Source organism: Paenibacillus planticolens, from assembly GCF_013141725.1.
Classification (GTDB): Bacteria; Bacillota; Bacilli; order Paenibacillales; family NBRC-103111; genus Paenibacillus_E; species Paenibacillus_E planticolens.
Genome location: NZ_WHNZ01000026.1, coordinates 167,199 through 193,471 on the forward strand (window position 1 = coordinate 167,199; position 26,273 = coordinate 193,471).

Annotated in this window: 18 protein-coding genes; all 18 read left to right on the plus strand. The window is 47.9% G+C overall.

Annotated features, from left to right (window positions below):
- Positions 1-8: 8 nt before the first annotated feature.
- The 18 genes from GC097_RS14020 to GC097_RS14105 all read left to right on the plus strand — a co-directional run bounded on the left by GC097_RS14020 (position 9) and on the right by GC097_RS14105 (position 26,027).
- Positions 9-1,631, plus strand: coding sequence for an extracellular solute-binding protein (locus GC097_RS14020; RefSeq protein ID WP_171683916.1), 1,623 nt, complete (start codon positions 9-11; stop codon positions 1,629-1,631).
- Positions 1,632-1,709: 78 nt separating this feature from the next.
- On the plus strand, positions 1,710-2,495 hold the full coding sequence (locus tag GC097_RS14025; protein ID WP_171683917.1) for a DeoR/GlpR family DNA-binding transcription regulator: 786 nt from the start codon (positions 1,710-1,712) through the stop codon (positions 2,493-2,495).
- A 461-nt stretch (positions 2,496-2,956) separates the two neighbouring features.
- Positions 2,957-3,097, plus strand: a complete 141-nt coding sequence (locus GC097_RS14030) for a hypothetical protein (RefSeq protein ID WP_171683918.1) — start codon at positions 2,957-2,959, stop codon at positions 3,095-3,097.
- 432 nt (positions 3,098-3,529) lie between these two features.
- Positions 3,530-5,029 (plus strand): sugar ABC transporter ATP-binding protein, encoded by a 1,500-nt coding sequence (locus GC097_RS14035; protein ID WP_312875666.1) that lies wholly within the window; start codon positions 3,530-3,532, stop codon positions 5,027-5,029.
- Between the two features lie 16 nt (positions 5,030-5,045).
- Positions 5,046-6,044, plus strand: coding sequence for an ABC transporter permease (locus tag GC097_RS14040; RefSeq protein ID WP_171683919.1), 999 nt, complete (start codon positions 5,046-5,048; stop codon positions 6,042-6,044).
- A gap of 78 nt (positions 6,045-6,122) precedes the next feature.
- Positions 6,123-7,115, plus strand: a complete 993-nt coding sequence (locus GC097_RS14045; protein ID WP_171683964.1) for an ABC transporter substrate-binding protein — start codon at positions 6,123-6,125, stop codon at positions 7,113-7,115.
- A gap of 153 nt (positions 7,116-7,268) precedes the next feature.
- Positions 7,269-8,882: a response regulator gene (locus GC097_RS14050; RefSeq protein WP_171683920.1), complete on the plus strand. Its 1,614-nt coding sequence runs from the start codon at positions 7,269-7,271 to the stop codon at positions 8,880-8,882.
- A complete protein-coding gene (locus GC097_RS14055) occupies positions 8,875-10,638 on the plus strand; it encodes a sensor histidine kinase (protein ID WP_171683921.1) in 1,764 nt (587 codons plus the stop codon). The genes GC097_RS14050 and GC097_RS14055 overlap by 8 nt, the downstream gene beginning before the upstream one ends.
- Positions 10,635-11,609 (plus strand): substrate-binding domain-containing protein, encoded by a 975-nt coding sequence (locus GC097_RS14060; RefSeq protein ID WP_171683922.1) that lies wholly within the window; start codon positions 10,635-10,637, stop codon positions 11,607-11,609. Before GC097_RS14055 ends, GC097_RS14060 begins: the two co-directional genes overlap by 4 nt.
- A gap of 209 nt (positions 11,610-11,818) precedes the next feature.
- Positions 11,819-14,827, plus strand: a complete 3,009-nt coding sequence (locus GC097_RS14065; protein WP_171683923.1) for a glycoside hydrolase family 2 TIM barrel-domain containing protein — start codon at positions 11,819-11,821, stop codon at positions 14,825-14,827.
- Positions 14,828-14,979: 152 nt separating this feature from the next.
- The gene (locus GC097_RS14070) at positions 14,980-16,650 is read left to right on the plus strand and encodes a sensor histidine kinase (RefSeq protein WP_171683924.1); all 1,671 of its coding nucleotides are present in this window, start codon (positions 14,980-14,982) and stop codon (positions 16,648-16,650) included.
- Positions 16,632-17,822, plus strand: coding sequence for a response regulator transcription factor (locus GC097_RS14075; protein ID WP_171683925.1), 1,191 nt, complete (start codon positions 16,632-16,634; stop codon positions 17,820-17,822). Before GC097_RS14070 ends, GC097_RS14075 begins: the two co-directional genes overlap by 19 nt.
- A gap of 154 nt (positions 17,823-17,976) precedes the next feature.
- On the plus strand, positions 17,977-19,314 hold the full coding sequence (locus GC097_RS14080) for an ABC transporter substrate-binding protein (protein ID WP_171683926.1): 1,338 nt from the start codon (positions 17,977-17,979) through the stop codon (positions 19,312-19,314).
- Between the two features lie 99 nt (positions 19,315-19,413).
- Positions 19,414-20,295, plus strand: coding sequence for a carbohydrate ABC transporter permease (locus GC097_RS14085; protein WP_171683927.1), 882 nt, complete (start codon positions 19,414-19,416; stop codon positions 20,293-20,295).
- Positions 20,285-21,187: a carbohydrate ABC transporter permease gene (locus GC097_RS14090; protein ID WP_171683928.1), complete on the plus strand. Its 903-nt coding sequence runs from the start codon at positions 20,285-20,287 to the stop codon at positions 21,185-21,187. Before GC097_RS14085 ends, GC097_RS14090 begins: the two co-directional genes overlap by 11 nt.
- 26 nt (positions 21,188-21,213) lie before the next feature.
- The gene (locus GC097_RS14095) at positions 21,214-21,852 is read left to right on the plus strand and encodes a bifunctional 4-hydroxy-2-oxoglutarate aldolase/2-dehydro-3-deoxy-phosphogluconate aldolase (RefSeq protein WP_171683929.1); all 639 of its coding nucleotides are present in this window, start codon (positions 21,214-21,216) and stop codon (positions 21,850-21,852) included.
- A 3-nt stretch (positions 21,853-21,855) separates the two neighbouring features.
- Complete coding sequence (dgoD, locus tag GC097_RS14100) at positions 21,856-23,004, plus strand: galactonate dehydratase (protein WP_171683930.1); 1,149 nt, start codon at positions 21,856-21,858, stop codon at positions 23,002-23,004.
- Between the two features lie 314 nt (positions 23,005-23,318).
- Complete coding sequence (locus tag GC097_RS14105) at positions 23,319-26,027, plus strand: glycosyl hydrolase 53 family protein (RefSeq protein ID WP_246294242.1); 2,709 nt, start codon at positions 23,319-23,321, stop codon at positions 26,025-26,027.
- Positions 26,028-26,273 lie beyond the last annotated feature (246 nt).

Consider the following 26,273-nt stretch of genomic DNA (forward strand, 5'->3'; position numbering starts at 1 on the left):
TTCACCCGATGATATTACGCAAACCATTAATATCCCTGATCTTGGCGGTCGGCGTCCTCGCGCTAACAGCCTGCAGCGCTGCCGCTCCCTCTGCATCGCCGACGGGAACCGCCCCGCCAAAAGAAGCGGGACAGGGACAGGATCAACCGGATACAGCCAAGAACACGATGACGTATTGGGCGGAGCTTAACGGCAATGCGGCAAGCGTGAAGCCGAATACGCAAGATGTGCCCTTTTTTCAAGAATGGCAAAAACGGACGGGGGTCCGCCTCAAATTCATCCAGCCTCCGGCGAATCAAGCCAAAGAAGCGATGAATGTGCTGCTCGCGTCCGGGGATTTGCCGGATATGATGGAATATGAATGGGACAGTTATCCAGGAGGCCCTGAAAAGGCGATCGGCGACGGGTATATTTTGAGATTAAATGAGCTTATCGACAACTACGCGCCTAATCTTAAGAAATATTTAGCGGAGCATCCGGACGTAGACAAACAGGTCAAAACCGACAACGGCAGCTATTATGTATTTCCGTTCATTCGGGGCGACAATTTGCTGCGCACGTATCAAGGTCCCATTATCCGGAAGGACTGGCTGGATGAGCTGGGTCTTCAGATACCGACGACTATGGATGAGTGGTACACCGTATTAAAGGCTTTTAAGGAAAAGAAAGGCGTCGAGGCCCCTTTAACGTTTCTAGGCGTTCCAAATCCGCTATTCGGTATTGACGGCGGTGCTTTCGTTGGCGCATTCGGGATCAAAAAAGGGTTCTATCTGGATAAGGGACAAGTGAAATTCGGTCCGATGGAACAAGGCTATAAACAATTTCTGGCGACCTTTCATAAATGGTATGCCGAGGGGCTGCTGGATAGAAATATTGCCACGGTAGACACCAAAACGATGGACTCCAACATGATAACAGGACGAAGCGGGGCCACGATCTGGAATGCCGGCGCAGGGCTCGGAAAATGGCAGCCCATCGTGGAAGAGAAGAACAAAGGCGTCATGTTCGCAGCGGCTCCTTATCCGGTGCTGAATAAAGGCGACAAGCCGGAGTTCGGCCAACGCAGTTATGCCTATGTAGGAACAGGCGGCGTGGCGATTTCGAGCAAAAGCAAACATGCGGAAGCGGCCGCCAAACTGCTCGATTACGGATACAGCGAGGAAGGACACATGCTGTTCAACTTCGGCATCGAGGGAACCAGCTATACGATGGAAGACGGATATCCGACGTATACCGATTTCATTTTGCGCAACCGCGATAAGCTGGCGCCGGCTCAAGCGCTTGCGATGTATTCGCGGGCGAGCTATTTTGGCCCCTTCGTCCAGGATGTTCGGTATATGGAGCAATATTACACCTTGCCCCAGCAACGGAAGGCGGTTCTGGAGTGGTCGAACACGAATGTGGATCAACACACGATGCCGCAAATTCCGAGAACGGAGCTCGAGAACGCGGAACTGTCCTCCATAATGAACGATGTCACGACACTGGTTGACGAGATGTCTTTGAAAATTATTCTTGGCGTGGAATCCGTGGATACGTTTGACAGCTATGTGAGCAAAATGAAATCTTCCAAAATAGATCGGGCGCTGCAGATACAGAAGCTGGCCATCGACCGCCATGAAAAACGTTAGATACGATTGAAAATGTTGACACCGCTTGCTTAATATTGCTACCATATGAGTTAGTGAATTGACCAGGAGGAAGGTAGCATGTCATTAATCGGAGAAGAGCGCAAAGACTACATATTAAACCTTCTTAATCTTGAGGGCAAAGTAAAGACGACAGAGTTAGTTGAAAGTCTGAATGTCTCGTCTGAATCGGTCCGCAGATATCTCGAGGAATTGGAAGAAGAGAACAAATTGAAGCGGGTTTACGGCGGAGCAGTGAAAATTAATATTTCGCGCGAGGAGCCGTCCCATTTAAAGCGGGAAATTTTGCATGCCGATGAAAAGAAAATGATAGGCCGGAAAGCGGCTACGTTAGTAGAAGACAATGAGGTCATTTTCATCGATGACGGTTCAACGACACTGCATATAATTGATTATTTGCTGAATAAGAAGAACATTACTGTGCTCACGAATTCCGTTCCGGCCCTTTACCTGCTAATCGATTATAAGAACAAGGAACTGCTTACAGGTGATATTTTCTTTATCGGGGGCAAAGTAAGCCCTCTGCAGTCGCGCGTCGTTGGTTCAATGGCTGAAAAAATGATCGAGAACTTTTATGTGGATAAAGCTTTTATTTCGATAGACGGGATTATGTTGGATAAAGGGATCACCGCTTTCGACGAAGACCGGGGGCAATTTGCGAAAAAACTGATTGAGCAATCGAAGATCAGCATTGTCGTAACGGACCACTCGAAATTCGGACAAGTTCAATTCTACAAAATTGCGGATTTGAACAAGATCGATATTATCGTCAGCAATGTGGGCGCTCCGAAGGAATGGAAAGATCAATTGGAACACAAAGATATTACATGGCTTCAAGCGGAATAAAAGATAGATAAGAACCTGTGGAGATGTGCTCCTCGGGTTCTTTTTTTATGCGGACTGCGGAAAGTACATCAAAATCAGCATCTTCAAAACGCAGTTTTCAATCCATGCCCCCCTCCCCCTCCGATGTGTCAGCTGAGACGTCGCTTTTCAGCGTTAAAGTAGGCGGAGAGGGAAAAAGTTTGAAGTTAACGCTGTAAAAGGAGCTTAAAGTTGGGGAACAGGCGCTGCTCCCCTCGTTTTTCCAGCTGAGACGTCGTTTTTCAGCGTAAAGCAGGCGGAGTGGGGAAAAGGTTGAAGTTAACGCTGTAAAACAAGCTAAAAACGTGAGGGAGAGGGAACTGAGGGCCGCTATTGTGGCATGTTTGCTCAGTTAGTCGAGCAGACGTAATAGCGGTAGCGCAGTTTTGTCCTCGCTAACGGACGGAGTAGCCCTTATTCGATGGAAAAGAACCTCTTCTAACATGCAACGGACATCAGCGCTGTTACTTGCACACTTGGGGACTGATTTCTCCCCGAAATTGGCAAATAAGGACTCCGGTGTCCGTCAGCAGAGAGACACGTCGCTCTTCGCGAATATAACGGCTGCTGTGTCCGAAGGGTGATGAGACAAATGTATAGGTTTAGACAAGGACCTAGCCGCCGCAGGCTGGGTTTTTCTTTTTGCCCAAACGCTCCCCGCAGGCAGGTAGGGGAACTACAGGGCGCTATTTTTCCCCAAATAGCTCTTTGGGCGAGGAAGGGGGAACTACGGTCCGCTATTTCGCCAATTCCCATACATATTTGGAGGATCAAGGTGAAATAAGACCCTGGAGTTCCCTTCGATCCCCGGAATTCCGTTTTTTTGCCTAAATAAAGCCCTGTAGTTCCCCTTCAATAAGGCGAACTTGAATCTGTCCCAAGCACACGGGGTAGTTGCAGGCATTTTTACCTAATATCGGAAATTATTCGACTTTTTCAAGAAAATACTCCACTCTCAAATGAACCGTTTACAGCTAAGATGATAACAGTAAACGATATCGAGGTGAACACAAGCAGTGATACAACCACTCGTGCAAATGGAAGGGATTGACAAGCATTTTCCCGGCGTTCAAGCACTTTCAAGCTGCCAATTTGAACTGAACCCGGGTGAAGTTCACGCCTTAGTCGGCGAGAATGGGGCCGGCAAATCGACGATGATGAAGATTTTAACCGGTATTTACCAGAAAGACGGAGGACGCCTCCTGTTGAAAGGACAAGAAGTTCATATCCCGGATACGAAATCAGCCCAATTGCTCGGCATCAGCATCATTCATCAAGAGCTTAATTTAATCCCCGATTTGACGATCGCGCAAAATATGTTCATTGGCCGGGAGCCGCGCAAATCACTGCGATTTTTACTGCATGAGAAGAAAATGAACGACGATACGGCGGAGCTCCTGAAACATCTGAATTTGAACTTGGATCCGCGTATGAAAATATCGGAGCTTAGCGTAGCGAAGCAGCAGATGATTGAGATCGCCAAAGCATTGTCGTTCAATTCCGAGGTGCTCATCATGGACGAACCCACAGCGGCTTTGACGGAAACGGAAATTAACGAATTGTTCCGGATGATTGAGAAGCTGCGCCGAAACGGCGTGGGAATTGTTTACATTTCCCATCGCATGGAGGAGCTTAGAAGGATTAGCGACCGCATCACGGTCATGCGGGATGGCCGTTATATTGCCACTGTCCCAACGAGGGAAACCTCCATGGACACGATCATCTCGATGATGGTAGGCAGAGAAATCCAGGTAGAGAAGAGCCCGCGCCTGCAAGCCGGATCGAAGCAAAATGTCCTGGAAGTCAGAAATCTCGGCAGAGGGAACGTTTTTAAGGAGATTAGCTTTACGGTGCATGCCGGTGAAATTGTCGGGGTTGCCGGTTTGATGGGGGCTGGACGAACCGAGGTGGCTAGAGCGATCTTCGGCGCAGATCGAATGGACACTGGCGACGTCTACATGAACGGTAAGAAAGTAAGTATTCGTGGCACCCACGATGCGGTGAAACACGGAATCGGTTACTTATCGGAGGACCGCAAGCGCTATGGGCTGGTCGTGGATATGGAGCTCGGAGCCAATATCGCGCTGCCTTCCCTGAAGAAATTCCGCAACAGCTTCGGATGGATGAGAGATGGCTCTATCGAACGGATATCGGGACAATATGTGGAAGCATTGAAAATAAAGACGCCGAGTGTGCAGCAGAAAGCCAAGTTTCTGTCAGGCGGCAATCAGCAAAAGGTCGTCATTGGAAAATGGCTGCACCGGGATTGTCAGGTGCTCATCTTCGATGAGCCGACAAGAGGCATCGACGTAGGGGCGAAATCGGAGATTTACGCGCTGCTTGAGGATTTGGCCAAGCAAGGGAAAGCCATTCTCATGATTTCCTCGGAGCTGCCCGAAATTTTGCGCTTAAGCCACCGCGTTCTGGTGATGTGCGAGGGCCGAATTACCGGCGAGCTTCCGGGGGAACTAGCCAATCAAGAAGAGATTATGAGACTGGCGACAAGCCGTAATTAAGAAAGGAAGGTCATCTATGCAGTTAAGCTCTTTGAAAATTTCGAGGCCACCCCTGCGAAAGACAGCCGCGACACAGAAACTATTAGCTTTCGCGAGTTTGGCGCTTTTAGTTGTCATTTTCTCCGTATCCTCCAGCAATTTCCTGCAATTTACCAATATCGTCGGGATTCTCTTATCTACGGCCGTTATCGGCGTACTGGCACTAGGTTCGACATTCGTCATTATCGCAGGAGGCATCGATCTAAGTGTCGGTACGGTGATGACCTTCTCCGCTGTGATGACGGGTGTATTCATCACCGAATGGCATTTGCCGATTCCAATCGGAATTGTGGCGGGGATTTTAACTGGTGTCCTCTGCGGATTGTTCAGCGGTTTTGCAGTAGCCAAGATGGGCATTCCACCGTTTATTGCAACGCTTGCCGTTATGATGATGACCAAAGGGCTGTCACTCGTCATTTCCCATGCCAAACCGATTTATTTTAATGAAACGCCGGCTTTTCGTCAAATTGCGATGGGGTCGGTGCTGGAGAAGGTGATTCCGGGATTCGCAGTGCCGAATGCCATCCTCATTTTCTTTGGACTGGCGATTATTTCGAGCTTGGTGCTGACCAAGACGGTCATCGGACGCTACAACTTCGCATTAGGCAGCAATGAAGAAGCAACCCGGTTATCCGGTGTTCATATTCATTTTTGGAAAATTGCTATTTATGTGTTGACAGGCTTATTCAGCGGGATTGCGGGAGTCATGATTGCTTCAAGATTAGACTCGGCTCAGCCGGCGCTTGGCATGGGGTATGAATTAGAAGCCATCGCGGCGGTCGTCATCGGAGGCACTTCGTTAAGCGGTGGACAGGGGTCTATTTTGGGAACGGTGATCGGGGCTTTGATTATGAGTGTGATGACGAATGGGTTAAGAATCTTATCCGTTCCTCAAGAATGGCAAACGGTTATCGTAGGTATCGTGGTTTTACTCGCAGTGTATGCAGACATCTTGCGCCGGCGCAAAGCGGGATAACGGCATTCGGTATTCATTCTTTATAAGAATTAATATACCAAATTCATGTAAAAGGGAGACGACAAAATGAAAAACAAAATGGGTAAACTGGTGATGGTCACCGCTGCGCTTACGCTTTCTGCATCTCTTCTGGCCGCTTGCGGCTCAAGTTCAACATCCGGCACACCGTCATCAACGGCAAAAACAGCTTCTTCAAACAGTGGCAAGCCTTATATTCCTGTGATCTCCAAAGGCTTTCAGCATCAGTTCTGGCAAGCGGTGAAGCAAGGAGCGGAAAAGGCGGCGAAGGAATTTGACGTCACCATTACGTTCGAGGGGCCGGAAACCGAAGCGCAAGTCGACAAACAGATTGAAATGTTGCAAGCCGCTTTAGATAAAAAGCCTACTGCCATCGCTTTCGCAGCGCTGGACAGCAAAGCGTCCGTCTCGCTCCTGCAGAAAGCCAAATCGTCGAATATTCCGGTTATCGGCTTCGATTCCGGCGTCGACAGCGACATTCCTGTCACCACGGCAGCTACGGATAATAAGAAAGCCGCAGCGCTCGCCGCTGACAAAATGGCGGAAAAAATCGGCGATGCCGGCGAAGTTGCCCTTGTCGTACACGACCAAACGAGCCGCACCGGCGTTGACCGCAGAGACGGCTTCGTGGAGCAGATCAAAGCGAAGCATCCCAACATCAAAATCGTTGACATTCAATACGGTGGCGGCGACCAATTGAAATCAACCGATTTGGCTAAGGCGATTATTCAAGGGCATCCGAACCTGAAAGGTATTTTCGGGGCTAATGAAGGCTCGGCAATCGGTGTCGTCAACGCGGTAACGGAGCTCAAAAAAGATCAGCTGGTCATTATCGGCTATGACTCCGGCAAAGCGCAAATCGATGCGATTAAGAGCGGTAAAATGGCTGGAGCCATTACACAGGATCCGATCGGCATCGGCTACTGGTCCGTCAAAGCGGCAGTCATGGCAAGCAAAGGCGAAAAAGTAGAGAAAATGATTGATACCGGCTTCCACTGGTATGATAAAAATAATATAGATTCGGCTGAGATCAAGGCGCTGCTGTATAACTAAGGTGATGAGGCTGCCCCGGACATTGGAAAGGCTGCTCCTGCGGGCAGCCTTTTTGTCGAAAAAAAGTTAAGGCGGACGTACAGGAAATGTAAGCGTTATTCTCGAATAACTGTGTGATGTTCAAAATGAATTTGTTGATTCAGAGGTGGTAGGATGTATACCCTCATCATTGTTGACGACGAAGAAGCGGTACGCGAAAGCATTCGTAATAAAATGAATTGGGAGAGCCACGGTTTTGAGCTGATCGGCTCCTACGGCGATGGCCGAGAAGCGTGGGATTCCCTCGAGACCAGGCTGCCTGATGTCATTATTACGGATATTTCGATGCCTCATATGGATGGGCTTGCTCTAGCCGCCGCCGTTGCCGATCATTACCGGGACATTACGGTCATCATCATGACCGGGTTCGGTGAGTTCGAATACGCCAAGCAGGCCGTCAAGCTCAAGGTTTACGATTACGTGATGAAACCCGTTAGTCATCAAGAATTTACAGGCATTTTGCATCATTTGAAAAAAGAATTGGATGAAAGGCGTTTAAGAAATGAAGATGTATCCCGATTGCAAAGCCAATTGAACATGAGCTTGCCTTTGCTGCGGGAGCAATTCTTGGAACGGTTAGTTTCAAGTGAAGTGAAGAAAGAGGAGATCCGGAATAAATTTGCACTGTTTCATTTATCGCTTTCCGGACCGTACTATGTGGCGTTAACGCTGGATGTGGAAGAGTTTTTGTATCATTTCGAAGCGAAAATCAGCTCGGAAACCGAATTGCTGCGGTTTGCCGTTTATAATATCGTTCATGAAATTTTTGAGCTTGAGCAAGGCGGCATTGTTTTTCGAACAAAGGACGAGAAGATCGGCATTATCTTTTCCGGGGAGCTGTCCTCTCTTTCATTAGCCGTCCAGAAATATGCGGAGCAAGCGGCTCAGTGCATAGAAAAGTATGTGAAGGTACGCGTGTCTATTGGGATTGGCAGGCCCTATCCGACGGTGGGGGAGTTGACGAAGTCGTATTCCGAAGCGGTGTCCGCGCTCGACTACCGGTTTTTGGTCGGCAAGAATAAGATTATCTCCATCGAAGATATCGTACATGGCAAAGGCCAGCTGCAGGTGCATCATGCAGAATGGGAACGCAAGCTGATCGCCGCGTTGAAAACGGGGAACAAAGAGCTCTTCGCCAAACTGCTTGGCGACTGGATCAATGAGCTGCGCGCTTCGCAATCGTCCGTGGACCGCTGCTATATTTATGTGCAAAGGTTCCTGGTTTCGATCATTCAACTATTCGAGGATTCCGGTCATGACGCCATGGAAGCGGCGGATATTTTGGGCCAAGTTCGCGCTTATACAACACTGGATGAAGTGAAGGTGTGGTTGGAATCGTTGTGTCTGCAGCTGTTTGAACAGGTAATTCTGAAAATGGAGCAGGATGTGGACTCTTTGTTGACACGATCCGAAGTGTACATTTTAGAAAACTATGCCAATGAAAACTTATCTCTTGGCGACGTTGCCCAGCATGTCTATATGAGTATGAATTATTTCAGCGGACTGTTCAAACAAAAGAAAGGCCAGTCCTTTATCGAGTTTGTCACCCGGATACGGCTTACGAAAGCGAAGGAGCTGCTGTCAGAGACGAATTTGAAAGCTTACGAAATTGCCTCGAAAGTGGGATATGGCGATCCGCAATATTTCAGCGTTATTTTCAAGCGCCATCATGGGATGACGCCCAAAGAATACAGGGCCTTAAGCAGAGAGGGGATCTCTCTTGATTAAGAGGCGGTTTTTCAGATTTAAAAGCATTCATACGAGCATCGCCGTCGCATTTTCTTGCTTGATCATCGGCACTACGCTTATTTTGAGTTATAACACGTACCGGCAGTCGTCGGATTCTGTTACGGAAAACTCCGTGCAGTACACGAATGAACTCATTAATCAGGTTGGAACGACCATCGAGACGTATATCGACAATATGAAAAGCATTTCCTCCCTTTTATATAACAACGGACAAATTGAGCAGTATTTGACAATGTCGGACCCTCATTCTGCCGTGGGCCAAACACTGGTTGAAGCGATTGAAAACTCCCTGCGCGTCATCGTTCAGTCCAGAAATGACATTAGCGCCATTCTGTTTGTAGGCTCCAACGGTGCCGTAATCTCCGACAGGGAGCAAGTCGCGGTGAAAAGCTACGATGAATTAATTGCTCAAGATTGGTATTCGAAAGCGAAGAACGGCTCCATCCATATCTCCTCTTCGGAAGTTGAACATGTGTATCGCAACGAATATCCATGGGTTATCTCCATGAGTCAACAATTTCGGAGCAATGATCGTTGGGACAAGACCGGCGTACTGCTCGTCGATCTGAACTACAATATCATTAATGATCTCTGCAGCCATATTCAATTGGGGAAGAGAGGCTACGTGTTCATTGTCAATTCCGAAGGAGACCTCGTCTATCACCCTCAACAGCAGATCATACACACGAATTTGAAAAGTGAACCTATCGAAGCCATTTTAGCCTCGGAAGACGGACAGCTTTCTTTGGAGGAAAATCAGCATAAGAAAATCTTATCGATCCGAACGACGAATTTCGGTTGGAAAATTGTCGGTGTCACCTATCCCGAAGAGCTCGTTGGCAACAAGAAGAAAATACAGCTGTCGACGGTTTTGTGGGGCAGCATTTGTTTGATTATCGCGCTGGGCATTTCCATTGTGCTGTCTTTTACGCTCAGCAGGCCGATTAAAAAACTGGAAGCGCATATGAAGCAGGTGGAGCAAGGCGATTTCGACATCCGTGCCGATATTACGCAAGCCGATGAAATTGGCAAATTAGCACGAACCTTTAATGTCATGATTGTGAAAATAAAAGATTTGATGAAGCAAATCGTTCAGGAAGAAGCGCTGCTTCGGACGAGTGAAATCAAAGCGCTGCAATCCCAAATCAATCCGCACTTTTTGTACAACACGCTGGAGTCCATTATTTGGATGGCGGAAACGAACAAAATGAGAGAAGTCGTCAATATGACCATGGCGCTTTCCAAAATGCTGCGCTACAGCATCGGAAAAGGGGAACAAGAAGTTCCCATATCCATGGAGATGGAGCATTTATCCAACTATCTCATGGTTCAGTCGATGCGCTATACGAATAAATTTTCGTATGAGATCGAGGTTGAACCGGAACTGCATGCCTGCCGGATTCTAAGGATCGTTTTGCAGCCGCTGGTCGAGAATGCGATCTATCATGGGATAAGGCGAATGGAAGAACACGGTCATATCCGTATTAACGGCCAGATGGCTGGCGGAGTCATTGAAATTAAGGTGAGCGATAACGGCCTGGGGATGACAAGGGACAAGGTGCAAGCGTTGTTGGGACCTTCTAAGGATCAGGGGCTTGGCGTTTGGAATGTGCATCACCGCGTTCAATTGTTTTATGGCGCAGCGTATGGCTTATCTTTCGAAAGTGAACCGGAAGAAGGAACGACGGTAACACTGCGGATTCCAAGCTCGGCGTTGGAGGTGAAGGGGGCATGAAGCGCTGGTTATTTTTTGTCGTAATTGTCATTCTGTTAATTTTTGTTTGTATATATGGCTTGAAAGTTTCCGGTAAAAGTAACCCGTCCATCGTGTTTGTCCCCAAGACGACGGATAAGCGGATCGAGTTTTGGCAGGTCGTCGAGCAAGGGGTCAATGCCGCTGCCGCAGAAATGGGGGCGGAGGTCAAAGTCGTCGGCACGGATACGGAAAAAGATGTCGATGGTCAAATTCGGCTCTTGCGTGAAGTGATGGCTAGCAAGCCGAAGGCGATTGTGCTCGCTGCGCTCGATTATGAGCGCACCGTGCCGATTGCCAACGAAATTGTAAAAGCGGGAATCCCGTTAATTACCTTGGACTCCGGTCTTAAAGGAGGCATTTCTAAGTCGCTTATCGCCACGGATAATGTGGAAGCGGGCAAAAAAGCGGGAGAAGCGCTGATCGAGTCACTGCCGGATAAAGGCCTAGTGGCCATTATTAACTTTATTAAAGGATCTTCCACATCGATTGAAAGAGAAAACGGCCTGCGCGAAGCGCTGCAAAAGGATAAAGGCTTTCTCCTGCTGGACACCTACTATAGCGAGGGCTCTCCGGATAGGGCGTATGACATTACGAAGCAGCTCCTGACGGATCATCCGGATTTGAAAGGCATTGTCGGATTAAATGAGCCCTCGGCCCTTGGCGCAGCGAGGGCGGTACGCGACTTGAAAAAGCCAGGCGAAATAAAGCTTATTGGCTTCGACAGTTCCATGGAGGAAATCGGATTCCTGGAAGAAGAGATCATGCAAGCGATTGTCGTCCAGAAGCCTTTTAATATGGGCTATGTGGGCTTAAAGACGGCCATTCAATTGAGCAATGGCCAGAAGGTCGAAGGAAGGATCGACACTGGCTCGGAAGTGATCTGGAAAACGAACATTTACACGAAAACGAATCAAAAGCTGCTTTTTCCAATATTGGATAAGCGTCCCTAGCGGGATTTTATTTATGCGACACAAACAAAATGACGAATAAATTGAACAAAAATACGATAAGGGACATTTGGATCGGCCCTCATAGCGTATTTCGTAAAAGAATGCACTATTTTCAAACAGATGTCTGTGCGAAAATAGGCGCATTCCAACTAAAATTAGAGAGTAGGTTGTAATCGTTTACTAAACATACGGCGAGGAGTCAGACGAAAGTGATAAACATTGAGAAGTATTGGGAAAACTTAGATGTTCTGCATATCAATAGAGTTGCTCCGCGAGCTTATTATATCCCCTATGCGGACGAGAGAGATGCCTTCCATCAGCGGAGAGGAAAATCCCCGTATTATCAGACGTTGAACGGACTTTGGAAATTTCAATATGTGCGCAGCGTGAAAGAGGTGCAGGATGGTTTCTATCATGCCGCTGCCGATGTGAACGGCTGGGATGATATGATCGTGCCCTCCTGCTGGCAGGTGAACGGATATGATCAGAATCACTACACGAATGTCAACTATCCTTTCCCATGTGATCCGCCTTACGTGCCGAATGAGAATCCTGCAGGATTGTATGTGAGGGACTTCCAAATTTCCGAGCAGTGGGCGGACAAAGAGACATATATGGTCTTCGAAGGCGTCAACTCCTGTATGTATTTATGGGTAAATGGCGCGTTCGTCGGTTATAGTCAAGGCAGTCGGGTTCCAGCAGAGTTCGATATCTCACCTTATCTGAAGGCTGGCAAGAATCGGATGGCGGTCATGGTGTTGAAGTGGTGTGACGGGACGTATTTGGAGGACCAGGATCTGTGGAGATTTTCCGGAATTTTCAGGGACGTCTACCTGCTTGCGCGCGGCAAGAGCCACATTCGGGACGTGTTCAACCGCCAGGAGCTATCGGAAGATATGCGCCAAGCGACCGTTCGCTGTGAGATTACAACAACGGGCTCTTTACCGACAAGGGTTGTATTAAAAGATGCCGCAGACCAACTCATCCAAGAGGGAAATGCAATCATCGATAGTTGTGGAACTATCGAACTTCAAATAAACGAGCCTAAACTGTGGAATGCAGAGCAGCCCTATTTGTATAAGCTATACGTTTATGCAGGTGATGAAGTGCTGTTTTTTCAAGTGGGGTTTAGAAAAATAGAGATTAAAGACGGTGTGTTTTTAATCAACGGCATGCCGGTCAAATTAAAAGGGGTCAACCGCCATGACTCGCATCCCGAGCTGGGGCAAACGATTCCGATGAATCATATGATCAAGGATTTAATCTTAATGAAGAACCATAACATTAACACGGTTCGAACGTCTCATTACCCGAACGATCCTCGGTTTTTGAATCTGTGTAACGAATATGGGTTCTATGTTATCGATGAGGCCGATTTGGAATGTCATGGCGTGTTCCACGCAGGGGACTACCACATGTTGACCAAGAATCCCGCTTGGCAGCGAGCTTTTGTCGACCGGGCGGAGCGGATGGTGGAAAGGGACAAGAATCATCCTTCCATTGTGATGTGGTCCATGGGCAACGAGTCCGGTTATGACAGGAACCATATGGCCATGGCGGCCTGGACGAAGGACAGAGACCGTTCCAGACCGGTCCATTATGAGGGCGTCGATCCTCGGCATAAGGGCAGCGCTGACACGGAAGTGATCGATGTGGAAGGCCGCATGTATTCTTCGCCTGCCTATATTGAAGCTTATGCCAGTGACGAAAACAGCGCCAAGCCGATGTTCTTATGCGAATACAGCCATGCGATGGGGAACGGGCCAGGCGATCTGAAAGATTACTGGGATGTCATCTATAAATATCCCAAACTTATGGGCGGTTGTGTCTGGGAATGGTCTGACCATGGCATCAAGACGCGTACCTCTGACGGCACGCCATTCTTTGCTTATGGCGGCGATTTCGGTGATCAACCGAATGACGGCAACTTCTGTATCGATGGGCTCGTAGATCCCGACCGCAAACCGCATACAGGTCTCTTGGAACTCAAAAAAGTGATCGCGCCGATTCGGGTAGAGGCCGCGGACCTGCGTAACGGAGTCATCGCCGTGACGAACCTGTATGACTTTCAGGATCTTGCCCATCTTGTCATGACTTGGAAAGTGGAGATGGACGGACGAACCATTGAACAGGGCGAGTTGAACGGGGTCAATGCCGCTCCTCATCAGACACAAACCGTAACTATACCGTATAAGCTGCCGGATTCGTCAGCAAGCCGGTATTTCCTTACAGTAAGCTTCAAGCTGCGCCGGGATACCCAGTGGGCTGCAGCCGGTCACGAGATCACGTTCGAACAGTTCGAACTGCCGGTTGCTATGGAGAAGCGGCCAGTGATCGAATCTAATGCCAAGATCGAGCTGCAGCAGCAAGATCACAGCTTGATTGTAGAAGGATTTGATTTCTGCCATGTGTTTGATCTGCATGACGGTACATTCACGCGGATAACCAAACATGGCGTAAATATGATTCAAGCTCCTCCGAAGTTCAATATTTGGCGGGCGCCAACGGATAACGACCGCAAAATCAAACGCTTGTGGCTGGAAGACAATTACGATCGTACGGTTATGCATGTGTACAAGGCGGAGATCAGCAAGCAGTCGCCAACGGATGTGGAAATTACGGTTAATTTTTCACTTGGCGGTTATATTAAGATCCCTCTTCTTCGTGGCACAGCGATCTGGAGAATCGACGGTACAGGGGCAATTTCCCTGCGTGTGAACGTGAACGTCAGAGAGGGACTTACGTTCCTTCCCCGCTTTGGCTTGCAGTTGACGATGCCTGACGGCACGGAAGAAGTGGAATATTTTGGACTGGGGCCGCATGAAAGCTATATCGATAAACGCCAAAGTGTAAGAAAAGGGAAATATCTGCTGCGCGTAGACGATATGTTCGAGAATTATATTATGCCGCAAGAGAACGGAGCCAGATACGGCACCGAATGGGCGATTGTGTCCAATGAGCAGGGGATGGGCTTGCGCTTTACAAGCGATGGCGAATTCAGCTTCAATGCGTCGCACTATAGCCCTGAAGACTTAACGCTGGCTGCGCATGACGTTGAGCTGGTGAAACGGAAAGAAACGATCGTTCATCTGGACTACAAAATGAGCGGAGTCGGGTCAAATTCGTGCGGACCGGAGCTTCTGGAGCCCTATCGATTGGATGAGCGAGAATTCCAGTTTGAGCTGCATATCATCCCGATTTTTAAAGAAGACGAATAATCATATGTGTATGGAAGTGTCCCCGAAGTTGCTGACTAAGGGGACACTTGTTTGTATAACCCCGATGATCTGTACCCTCAACAAGAGTTTATGTGATAAAATAGAGGGATTACATAATTATTCTTACTCCACGTTGAAGAAGGCTGATAGGAATGAAATCCAAATTTATGCCGTTGATGAAGAGTGTGAACACCAAATTGCTTGTTTTTTTCTTGACGGTAGCGATCCTGCCCTTGCTTACGCTCTGTTATTTTTCAACCAATAAGTCATCCGAGATTGTGAATAAGCAGTTCGGCAATTACGGACTATACGCAGTTGACCAGCTCAAGCTTCATCTGGATGCGAGCTTAAAGCAAATGGATAATATTTCAGGCAATATATTAACCTATTTGATCTCCTCGTCGATCGTCATTGATGATCATGAGCCTGCAACTTATAATGAGTATACGGAAGAAAAGGGATTCAAGCGGTACATGTCCTCTTTCGAGAATACCGCTATATTAAGCGTGAATGTGGTAACGCCGAAGGGAAGATTCATTGGCAACGATGGAATCGCGACGGAGCGGCTGCTGGGCTCTACCTTTTGGCGGCAAGCGGCGCAGCAACCGGGTAAGCGCATTCTCATCCATCATCCGGACTATTATTCTTCTGCGTCTGTCGGCGATGTGATCAGTTTCATTCTCCCCATAAAGGATCATTACGGCTTGCCTGCGCAAAGTAAAATTTTGATCGACATGAAAGCGGATTCAATCATGAGTTTGCTAAAGGCATTTGAAGATGACACGAAGAGCCATTTGCAAGTTCGCGATTTGGATGGCGGCATCGTGATGCAAACGTCAGCATCAAATGTCTCGCACGCGAACGACATTGTATGGTCGAAGCAGTTGGAGTCAGTGAATTGGGTCGTGGAAGCCAGCATTCCATATTCTTTATTTTTCGAATCTTCCCGTATTATCTTGAAATATTCGTTATTTATTGCCGTAATGAGCTTGGTTCTAGGCATCGTGATGGCCGGCTTCTTCTCTTTTCAGATTACAAAGCCGATTAAGAAGATGGCTCAGTCTATGCGCAGGTTTGGGCAGGGCGAGCTTTCGATTCAGACGCCGATTTATGCTTCGGACGAAATTGGTTATCTCGGCGAAACCTTCAATCGGATGACGGGGCAAATCAGGGATTTAATCGATGAAATCAGCATGACGGAAAAGCTCAAAAGCGAAGCCGAATTAAAAGCGCTTCACTATCAAATTAATCCGCATTTATTATTCAATACCTTGAACAGTATTCAATGGAAGGCTCGGCTTGCCGGCCAGAAAGACATTCTCAAGATGCTGGAGCATCTGGTGGTGGTGCTGGAAGGCAGCTTTAACGTCAAGCAAGTGCTGGTGCCACTGCATGCGGAGTTGGAGATTCTTCATCATTATTTGCAGATGCAGCAGTATCGCTATGGAGAAGTGTTTACGTATTCCTTAGAGATTGAACCGGGGCTTGAGCAATGCCTGGTTCCACGGATGGTGCTGCAGCCATTGTTTGAGAATATCTTTTTTCACGGATTTATAGATGGTCAAGGTCATATCGCATTTACAATTATTTCTAAAGATAATCATATTCATGCCGAGATTGTCGATGACGGGATCGGTATTCGGGCGGAGCACATGGCATTTATTTCTGCAGGTCAAGTCATTCCAGGGAAAAAGGGCGGTCTGGGAATGAGGAATGTGGATGAACGGTTTAAACATCATTTTGGCGAACGCTACGGATTAGTTGTCCATTCGGAAAGAAATAAAGGAACAAAGGTGAAGTTAAAATGGCCGAAAACACTATAAACGAACCTTACATTAAAGTGCTTATTGTCGATGATGAGCAATTGGTCCGCAAAGGACTGCGCTTGACAACGGATTGGACCAAACATCAGATGATCGTCGTTGACGACGCGCCCAATGGCTGTGTGGGTTGGGACAAGTTTCTAGAACACCGGCCGCATGTGGTCATAACGGACATTGTGATGCCGGAGATGGGCGGTATTGAATTTGCCCAGAAGGTGAGAAAGGAAGCGCCGGATACCAAGATTTTATTTCTGAGCTGCCATAGGGATTTTGACTATGCCAAACAAGGGATACAGATTGGTATCACGGATTACATCGTGAAGACGAGTCTGGATGAACAGAAGCTCGATCAATGTTTGGATCTTCTGCATCAAGAAATTGACAAGCAGTTGGCTAAAAGAGCGGATGCCGTTCCCTACCCGCCTACCGTGGAGCATAGCGAACTGGCCGGGTGGCTTCTTGACAAGAAACAGACAGCCAGAAATCAGTTCATGCAGCGGTTGGAGAAGGAATGGAAATGGATGACTTCCGAAGGTTACATTTTCCATATATTTCTAGAAGGGGATTCGCCTTCGAAACGGTCCGAAGTAGTAAGCGAATTGTTCCTTCCCATGACAGACCAACAGGATATGCTGCTGCTGCAAAGCGGGGAAGAGAACTATTTCCTGATTTGCTGCAGTCAAGGTCTGCAGGCTTGCAGCGAGGAGCTGCTGCGAAGCAAGATCAACAACGGCTCCATCGGTTGGCGGCAGGCAGGACCCATCATGAGCCCCGATCAGTGGATGTCATCTGTACATCGCTTGCACCGTTTGAGGCATATTGAACAGGAGCTCGAACTGGCAAATGACGCGCATAAGGAAGATATCCTTAACGCGATCGATTATATTGATCTGCACCTGCACCAGGATCTTCGGGCGGCGGAAATTGCCAGCAAAATTGGCGTAAGCCGCAGTTATTTCAGCACGATTTTTAAGGAAGCGACCGGTTCCAGTCTCATCTCCTTCATCTCCGACCGAAAATTAGAGAGGGCCAAAGCGCTGCTGCGTAGCACCTCGTTTCGAGCTGATGAAATTGCCGAGAAAGTGGGCATCAATGACGCCAAATATTTCTCCAAATGGTTTAAAAAGAGCGCTTCCCTGACGCCGGGCCAGTATCGGCTTCAAACAAAATGACGAGCATACCAGACAAAAATGCACCTGTCTCTGAAGGGACTCGGGCATTTTTTGGTTTTCGATAAAGATTGCACTTTTTTCAAACATCCGTCGGTATGAAACCCTTTTCATTTATTTTAACATAAGGTTATAAACATACAGGGAGGCATTCTTCATGAAAAGAAAAAGTTGGTCACTCGTATTGGCAACTTGTTTGTCCGTCAGCTTGGTAGGGACAGCTTGTTCCAATTCTTCATCCACTACGAATACGGCTGGCGGTGCTGCAAGTCCAGCGAGTTCTGCCGGGAAAGTGAAGTTGGTGGTATGGATCTGGGAATCGGCCAAAGCTGGTTTGGACGCCAACATGGAAGCGTTCCAAAAGGAAAACCCAAATATTGAAGTAGAATATCAGATCATGAAATCCACGGATTTATACCAGAAGTATCTGATCTCCTCCAATACGCAAGATGCGGTGCCGGATATCGTAGGTCTGGAATCTACGAATATGGCGCAGATGGTGCAGATCGATTCGCTCTTGGATATTACCAAGCGTGTTGAACCGTATAAGGATAAAATGAACGCTTATAAATGGGAAGATGCGACCAAAGATAATAAAGTGTACGCAATGCCTTGGGACAGCGGTCCTGTTGTGATGTTCTACCGCAATGATATTTTCGCCAAAGCGGGCCTGCCAACGGATCCGAAGGAAGTCGCTCAGAAGATCCAAACGTGGGATGATTACTACCAAGCTGCCAAGCTAATTAAGGAAAAAACCGGTGTTCTTATGTTCGGCGACTCCAAAACGAATTCCAGCAACCGTGTCTTTGAGTCGATGATGTGGCAGCGCGGTCTCTGGTATTTTGACAAAGATGGCAATGTATCGGTGGAAAAACCGGAAGTCAAAGAAATTGCCGATTATTTGGTCAAAATGCAGAAGGAAGGCCTCGTCTACGATGCGCGCGCGAATACCGATCCTTGGGGCAATGCGATCAAAGAAGGCAAAGTTGCCTCTGTCGTAGGCGGTTCCTGGCATGATGCGATTATTGAAGGCCAATATGCGCCTGATGATAAAGGCAAATGGTCCGTAACAACGATGCCGAAATGGTCCAAAGACGATAAGTATACAGGCGCCAATCAAGGCGGATCGAACTTAGCGATCAATAAAAATTCCAAGCATCCGGATGAAGCGTGGAAATTCATCGAATTTATGTTAGGTAAAGAGACGTCGCAAATTAATATGATGAAAAAAGCAGGGCTATTCCCGTCTTTATCGACCGCTTACAGCAATGAAGCGATTAATGAGCCATCGGCCTATTTTAACAACCAGCCTATCCGCCAGGTGTATGCGGAGTCTTTAAAACAAACGTATCCGCTCGCTTATACATCGGACTTCCCGATGGCCAATAAACGGATGACGGATGTATGGGCGCAAATTTTCTTGAATAATGTGCCAACGGATCAAGCACTGAAAGCAATGGCTGACGAGCTTCGCCAAAAAACAAAAAGGAAGTAAACCACTTTTCGGCATCCTGCCCGATCAACGCGCATCTCTGCAGCCGTAGATCGGAGCGATGCCTCCTTTTTTCTTTTTACCCTTTAAGGAGGTACAACGATGAGAAGTCCTGGCTGGAAGCTGCAGCTTCGCTTAGCCCCTTATTTATACATTTCGCCCTACTTTCTGCTATTCTTGCTATTTTCTCTGTATCCGATTATTTATTCGTTCTATCTTAGCTTTACCGATTGGAACGGTTCCAAGGAAAAACGTTTTATCGGCTTGGAGAACTATACGGTACTGCTAAACGACCATGCCTTTTGGCTTTCCCTGTGGAACAGTGTTGTTATTTTTCTGCTTTATGTGCCGATCATGCTGTTCTTGGCATTGATTTTTGCCAGTTTGCTTAATGCCAACTGGATGGTAGGCAAAGGTTTTTTCAGAATGGCTTTATTCGTCCCCAATTTTGTATCCGTTGTTGCCGTGTCCTTCGTATTCGTCCTTTTGTTTAATACGCAGGATGGACTAATCAATACGCTGTTGTCGAACATGAATTGGACCAGTAAACCGATCCCTTGGCTGGAGTCGCCTTGGTGGGCACGGATATCCGTCGCGATGATGGTGCTGTATCGTTGGCTCGGCTACAATATGCTGCTGGTGTTAACCGGGCTGCAAAGTATTCCCAAGGACTTGTATGAAGCGGCCTATGTGGATGGCGCGACCAAAATAAAAAGCTTTTTCCTGATTACGGTGCCTCTTGTAAAGCAGATTTTACTTTTTTGCACGGTATTGTCGACGATCGGAACTTTTTCCTTGTTTACAGAGCCGTTCATTCTGACCAAAGGCGGTCCGCTTAACTCGACATTAACACCGGTTCTTATGCTGTTTAACGAAAGCTTCCAAAATTTTAACTTCGGCTACGCCTCTTCGATAGCGGTATGCTTTTTTATTCTGATGATGGTCATTTCTTTGATCCAGATGCGTTTGTTCGATGAAAAATAATACCAAAGGAGAGATCACTTTGCAAAGCACGGTCAGCTTGAACCGGCCGGTTAGGCCCAAATCAAAGACGGGAAAGACTAGTTGGATAGCCATCGTCATGTTCATTCTGATGGTCTTGGTCTCTATCCTCATGATCTTTCCGCTGCTGTGGCTGTTCGGTTCATCCGTTAAGTCCATTAGCGAAATTTTCACCAATCCGCCGACCTGGATTCCGCATGTATGGCAATGGGGGAATTTCACCGAGCTTTTTGTCAATAGAGGCTTTGGTACAGTGGCCTGGAACAGCCTGCTGCTGTCCAGCGTTTTTACGATAGCAACCCTATTTCTATGCGGTTTGGGAGGATTCGCTTTTGCGAAATATCAGTTCAGAGGCAAACAAGTGTTATTTGTTTTCGTGCTTGCTTCGCTGATGATTCCCCATGAGGCCACGATGGTTCCGCTATTTGTTATTTATAAAAAATTTCACTTGATCGATAATCTCTGGGGGGTTATTCTTCCTGATTTGGCCAATGCGTTCGGCATCTTCTTTATGCGCCAGTACTGCAGGTCTATTCCTGATGAGATGATGGAAGCAGCGCGCATTGACGGATGCTCCGAGTTCACCTTGTTCCGTAAAGTAGTTTTGCCTAATTTGCGATCCGCTTTTGCGGCGCTGGGCATCATTTTGTTTGTCAAACAATGGAATAACTTTATGTGGCCCGTTGTTATTCTAAGATCCAAAGAAAATATGACTCTCGCTGTCGCTTTGAAAGCGCTGGAGGACAGCAACAATACGCCTTACCATTTGATTATGGCCGGCTCGGTAATCAGCGTGCTGCCTCTTATCATCATTGTGCTCATTTTTCAAAAGCAATTAATTTCCGGCTTGACCGAAGGGGCTGTCAAAGGATAACAGCAACTGGAAGGAGCAGAAACAGCATGTCCATCTTGTCACACATTCTCGAACACAAAATTATTAGTATCGTACGGGGAACGGAACTGCAGCATATGCTGCCCGTAGCCCAGGCGCTGTATGCCGGAGGCATTCGTCTGATTGAAGTCACGATGAACACGCCGGACGCTCTGGAAGCCATCCGTCTGCTGCGCGCCGAATTCGAGGACAGCATGGCGATTGGGGCTGGGACCGTGCTCGATCCGGAGTCGGCGCGGGCAGCGCTGCTCGCTGGGGCCTCTTTCCTCCTCTCGCCGTCTTTGAACGTGGAAACGATACGTTTGACCAAACGTTATGGTGCGGTCAGTATTCCGGGCGCTTATACGCCTACGGAAATCGTGACGGCTTATGAACATGGTGCCGATATTGTGAAAATTTTCCCGGCTGACGCGATTTCTCCGTCATTTATCAAGAGCCTGCGGGGACCTCTGCCGCAAATTCCGTTAATGCCAACAGGCGGCATCGATCTGCACAATATTCGCGCTTATGCGGATGCTGGCGCTGCTGCCTTCGGGATTGGCGGTTCCCTTGTCCCTGCCAAGTGGGCTATCGATTACGATTCTTTAGAACAATTAACAGACAAAGCAGCCCAATTCGTTAGGGCGGCTCATAGAGAGGAGATATGATTTATGAAAATTACCGGATATGAACTATTCAAAGTACCTCCAAGGTGGCTATTCCTCAAATTGGAAACCGATGAAGGCTTGATAGGCTGGGGGGAGCCTGTGATCGAAGGCAAGGCAGCTACGGTGGAAACGGCTGTTCATGAAATGATGACTTATCTGATTGGTAAAGACGCGCTTCGTATTGAGGATCACTGGCAAACGATGTACCGCGCAGGTTTCTATCGCGGGGGTCCAATTCTGATGAGCGCGATTGCCGGCATCGATCAGGCGTTGTGGGATCTCAAAGGCAAATATTATAATGCCCCCGTCTATCAATTATTAGGAGGCGCATGCCGGGATTCGATTCGTGTCTATTCCTGGATCGGTGGAGACCGTCCAAGCGATGTGGGTCAAGCAGCCAAATCGATTGTCGATGCAGGCTTCACTGCCGTTAAAATGAATGGGACAGAGGAACTTCAATACATTGATTCGTATGAGAAGATCGATCAGGTCTTGGAACGTGTTGCGGCTATTCGTGAATCTGTCGGCAAATATGTAGGCATTGGCGTCGATTTTCATGGTCGCGTCCATAAACCGATGGCGAAAATTCTCGCTAAGGAGTTAGAACCTTTCAAACTGATGTTTATCGAGGAACCCGTCCTAGCTGAAAATAATGAGGCATTACGCGAAATTGCCCGGCATACGTCCATACCGATCGCAACGGGCGAGAGAATGTTCTCCCGTTGGGATTTCAAGTCGCTGCTGGCGGACGGGTATGTGGATATTATCCAGCCTGATCTTTCGCATGCTGGGGGCATTACGGAGTGTAAGAAAATAGCTTCCATGGCGGAAGCATACGATGTTGCGCTAGCACCGCATTGTCCGCTTGGACCCATTGCGTTGGCGGCCTGCCTGCAGGTGGACGCAACAGCGCATAACGCGTTCATTCAGGAACAAAGTCTGGGCATTCACTATAATCAAGGCAGTGATCTGCTGGATTATATCGTGGATGGATCTGTATTCGCCTACAAGGATGGATTCGTCCAAATCCCTCAAGGGCCTGGTCTAGGAATTGAAGTGAACGAAGCGCACGTCAGGAAAATGGCGGCCATCGGGCATCAATGGCAGAATCCCGTTTGGCGGCATAAAGATGGCAGTATCGCTGAGTGGTAGGCGAAGTCACATATTGAATTTGATTTGAGCCCACATGGCTGTCAATAGAGGCAAGACTAGCGAAAATTCATAGAAATGATGAGGATATTCAATTGTTATTTCATTCTATTGTTACGATAATGAACAAAGGAGATGTTGGAAGCGGCATTGAATATCCCGTCAGAAAGAGGTGAATCTGCAAGGCAAACGTTCAATCGGCTCCCATCCCTGGAACCCCGAAGAATCTACAGATGAGAATCGCAATCATTGCAATCACACCCCGAGATGATACGTAAATGTCAATAGTATTCGTGGGAGGTAAGCAAGTGAAAAAGATGCGTAAATTACTGTGTACGGGAATGGTTCTAAGCACGATTGCGGGGATGCTGCCGGTAGGCGCCTCTGCGATGAACGGAACAGCTGAGATTACACCAATTGAAAGCAATATCGCAAAAAAATTCTGGGTGACGCCATCGTCCGACAGCGGCAATGCTACATCTAAACTCGCTACCGATGAGAATATGAATACGGCATGGGTGGCGGACGATAATGAAGCGGGTCATTGGCTGAAGTTGGACCTTGGCGGCTCTTATGATAATGTGCGTAAGACAGAAGTGGTTTTTGCCGACAATAATGCGGTATATAAGTATAAAATAGAAGGATCGGCCGATGGAACGAACTGGTACGTCCTTGCGGATCGAACCAACAACACCGTCGTATCCGAAGGCTTTACCGATTTGTTTAATCAAAAAGGCACACGCTATCTGCGCATTACCCTCACGGGGGCAAGCGATGGCGCACGAATGGGCATCAAAGAAATGAAAGCGTTTAACTATCTGCGCGACGACACCATCCTCGGCGCTGATATGTCCTATGCGGATCAATACAGCAGCAGGAATTATTATTTGAACCCTAAGGATGCTGACAAAGGACCAGGCCCGAATGTCTTCGATCTGGTCAAGGATCGTGGCATGAAATTCGTTCGCCTGCGCATTTGGAATGAACCGAGAAGCGAGAGCACCGGCAATTTGTCCAGCCCGGACTACATAAGTCCCACCCGATCTGCGGCTGTTGCCAAGCAAATCAAAGCTCGAAATCTCGAGCTCGGAATTGACTTTCATTATGCCGACTCTTGGGCCGATCCACAGCATCAACCTAAGCCAAAAGCATGGGCTACGTTACCTTTCAATGAATTGGTAACAGCTGTTCATGATTATACCTACACCTACACCAAACAGTTAGTGGATCAAGGCACCACTCCTGACGTCGTCGCGATCGGCAACGAAATTATTAATGGCTTTATGTGGGGCAGCGAGCAGGCGGAGATGAGCCCTGTACCGACGACTCCTGCCTATGCGGCCAGCGCTACAGGCAAGCTGACCTACTGGTCCCAACCAGGGGGCGCCATCCTATGGAAATATTGGAGATCCTCCGACCCTGTCGAACAGCAAAAGTACAATGATTCATGGGATCGCCTGAGTTCGTTAGTTGCCGCCGGCGTAAAAGCGGTGCGTGAAGTATCCCCAGCAATTAAAGTGGAGCTGCACACGACGGTGAATAAAGATCCAGATCCGATGAATATGCTGCCTAAGACGATGGAATTCTGGAATCAATTGCTCACGCGCATCAAGGCCAAAGGCGCCGATGTGAATACATTGGCTATGTCCTATTACTCCGACTGGCATGGTACGATCGCCAATCTGGAAGAAGATCTCCACACGTATACGACGACGTACCCGCAATATGATGTGAACATTGCGGAAACGGCTTATCCGACTTCCGGCTGTCCGAATGGCTTGGGAGACTCTACCATTCCTTGTACGGTTCAAGGGCAAGCTGATTTTATGAAAGCGGTTATTACAGCCTCCAACGATGTCATTAACAACAAGTCGAGGGGCGTGTTGGTATGGGAGCCTCAGAACTACCGGCCGATGTTTGCGGCTGTGTCTGGTATGAGCAACTATTACGAGCCGTATGCTTCCATTGATGTCTATAATAAGACCTTTGCGAAGAACGTACTCGAAGGAAATGTGTATGTGACCACCAATAAGACCAAAGCGCCTGCCTTGCCCGCCAAGGTGAACATGCTGACGATGAGCGATGGCAGTATTGTTCCTGTTCCTGTGACTTGGAATGCGGTGAACCCGAATGATTATTTGGGTGTTGGCGGGTTTACCGTCACAGGCAAGACGGCTTATGGCAATGTAACGGCCAAAGTATCCGTTGTTGAGGAGACGACGACGGTTCTGCGGGGCGCAAATAAGGTGACAGCCGGACAAAATTTTGATTTAACCTATGGGATCGAGCATGTGGATCAGAACGTGTATGCGCAAGATATTACGGTGAAATATGACCCGGCACAGGTTGAATTCGTTGGGGCCAGTTCCCTTCGAGACGGTTTTGTTATTGTCGATAAAGTGGCGACAAGCGGGCAAGTTCGCCTGATTACGGCTAATTTGGGAAGCGATCATGCTGCCCAGAACGATTGGCTGAAATTGACCTTTAAAGCGTTGGCGAATTCGCCAGGCAGCACTACTGTTCAACTTTCGAATGTGCTCGTTGCAGATGAACATGGGGTTGAAACGAGCCTGAATGGCGCTTCGCATAGTGTACAAATAGGCGTCATCGATAAAGCGGCGCTAGGTGCTTTGATTACCAGCGCGCAAGGTACGCATGACGCTGCCGTCGAGGGCAGCAAGCCTGGTCAATACCAAGCGGGTTCCAAAGCGATATTCCAGACAGCTATCGATAAGGCGAACAGCGTGTTCACGAACGCAGCAGCAACGCAAACGGATGTCGATCAAGCTGTAAGCGGATTGAATGCTGCTATTCAAGCCTTTAATGCCTCGGTAGTCTCCCGTGCTTCGGCCGATACCAACGGAGATGGCAAGATCAGCATTGGGGATTTGGCTATTGTTGCAGCGGCTTACGGTCAAACATCGGCAAGTCCGGATTGGGATCTGTATAAAATTGCGGATATCAACGGTGACGGTAAAGTCGACATCGAAGATCTTTCCCAAGTAGCAAGGGAGATTCTGCAATAAGCAGCAAGTGAGACTGCTGGATTATGAAGATAGTTGTATAGGGAGTTAATGTTCGGAAAAAGACAATTTCCTGCTATTGCGGGAGGTTGTCTTTTTCTGTATTAAAAAGATGTTTATGTTATGTTTTATAACACGAAAAAGTATTCGATGAAAAAAACATGTCGATGTCACCTAAAATGACATTAAAACGGTTGACACGCAAGAGATGGAAAGCATATAATCACATTATAAAAACAACCAAAAGCA

Excerpts from the sequence above, each read along its gene's own strand:
- GC097_RS14085 (WP_171683927.1), top strand. The coding sequence starts at position 19,414 with ATGAGAAGTCCTGGCTGGAAGCTGCAGCTTCGCTTAGCCCCTTATTTA.
- GC097_RS14075 (WP_171683925.1), top strand. The coding sequence starts at position 16,632 with ATGGCCGAAAACACTATAAACGAACCTTACATTAAAGTGCTTATTGTC.
- GC097_RS14045 (WP_171683964.1), top strand. The coding sequence starts at position 6,123 with ATGGGTAAACTGGTGATGGTCACCGCTGCGCTTACGCTTTCTGCATCT.
- GC097_RS14060 (WP_171683922.1), top strand. The coding sequence starts at position 10,635 with ATGAAGCGCTGGTTATTTTTTGTCGTAATTGTCATTCTGTTAATTTTT.
- dgoD (WP_171683930.1), top strand. The coding sequence starts at position 21,856 with ATGAAAATTACCGGATATGAACTATTCAAAGTACCTCCAAGGTGGCTA.
- GC097_RS14095 (WP_171683929.1), top strand. The coding sequence starts at position 21,214 with ATGTCCATCTTGTCACACATTCTCGAACACAAAATTATTAGTATCGTA.
- GC097_RS14090 (WP_171683928.1), top strand. The coding sequence starts at position 20,285 with ATGAAAAATAATACCAAAGGAGAGATCACTTTGCAAAGCACGGTCAGC.
- GC097_RS14030 (WP_171683918.1), top strand. The coding sequence starts at position 2,957 with ATGCAACGGACATCAGCGCTGTTACTTGCACACTTGGGGACTGATTTC.
- GC097_RS14020 (WP_171683916.1), top strand. The coding sequence starts at position 9 with ATGATATTACGCAAACCATTAATATCCCTGATCTTGGCGGTCGGCGTC.
- GC097_RS14040 (WP_171683919.1), top strand. The coding sequence starts at position 5,046 with ATGCAGTTAAGCTCTTTGAAAATTTCGAGGCCACCCCTGCGAAAGACA.
- GC097_RS14050 (WP_171683920.1), top strand. The coding sequence starts at position 7,269 with ATGTATACCCTCATCATTGTTGACGACGAAGAAGCGGTACGCGAAAGC.
- GC097_RS14080 (WP_171683926.1), top strand. The coding sequence starts at position 17,977 with ATGAAAAGAAAAAGTTGGTCACTCGTATTGGCAACTTGTTTGTCCGTC.
- GC097_RS14025 (WP_171683917.1), top strand. The coding sequence starts at position 1,710 with ATGTCATTAATCGGAGAAGAGCGCAAAGACTACATATTAAACCTTCTT.
- GC097_RS14105 (WP_246294242.1), top strand. The coding sequence starts at position 23,319 with ATGCGTAAATTACTGTGTACGGGAATGGTTCTAAGCACGATTGCGGGG.
- GC097_RS14070 (WP_171683924.1), top strand. The coding sequence starts at position 14,980 with ATGAAATCCAAATTTATGCCGTTGATGAAGAGTGTGAACACCAAATTG.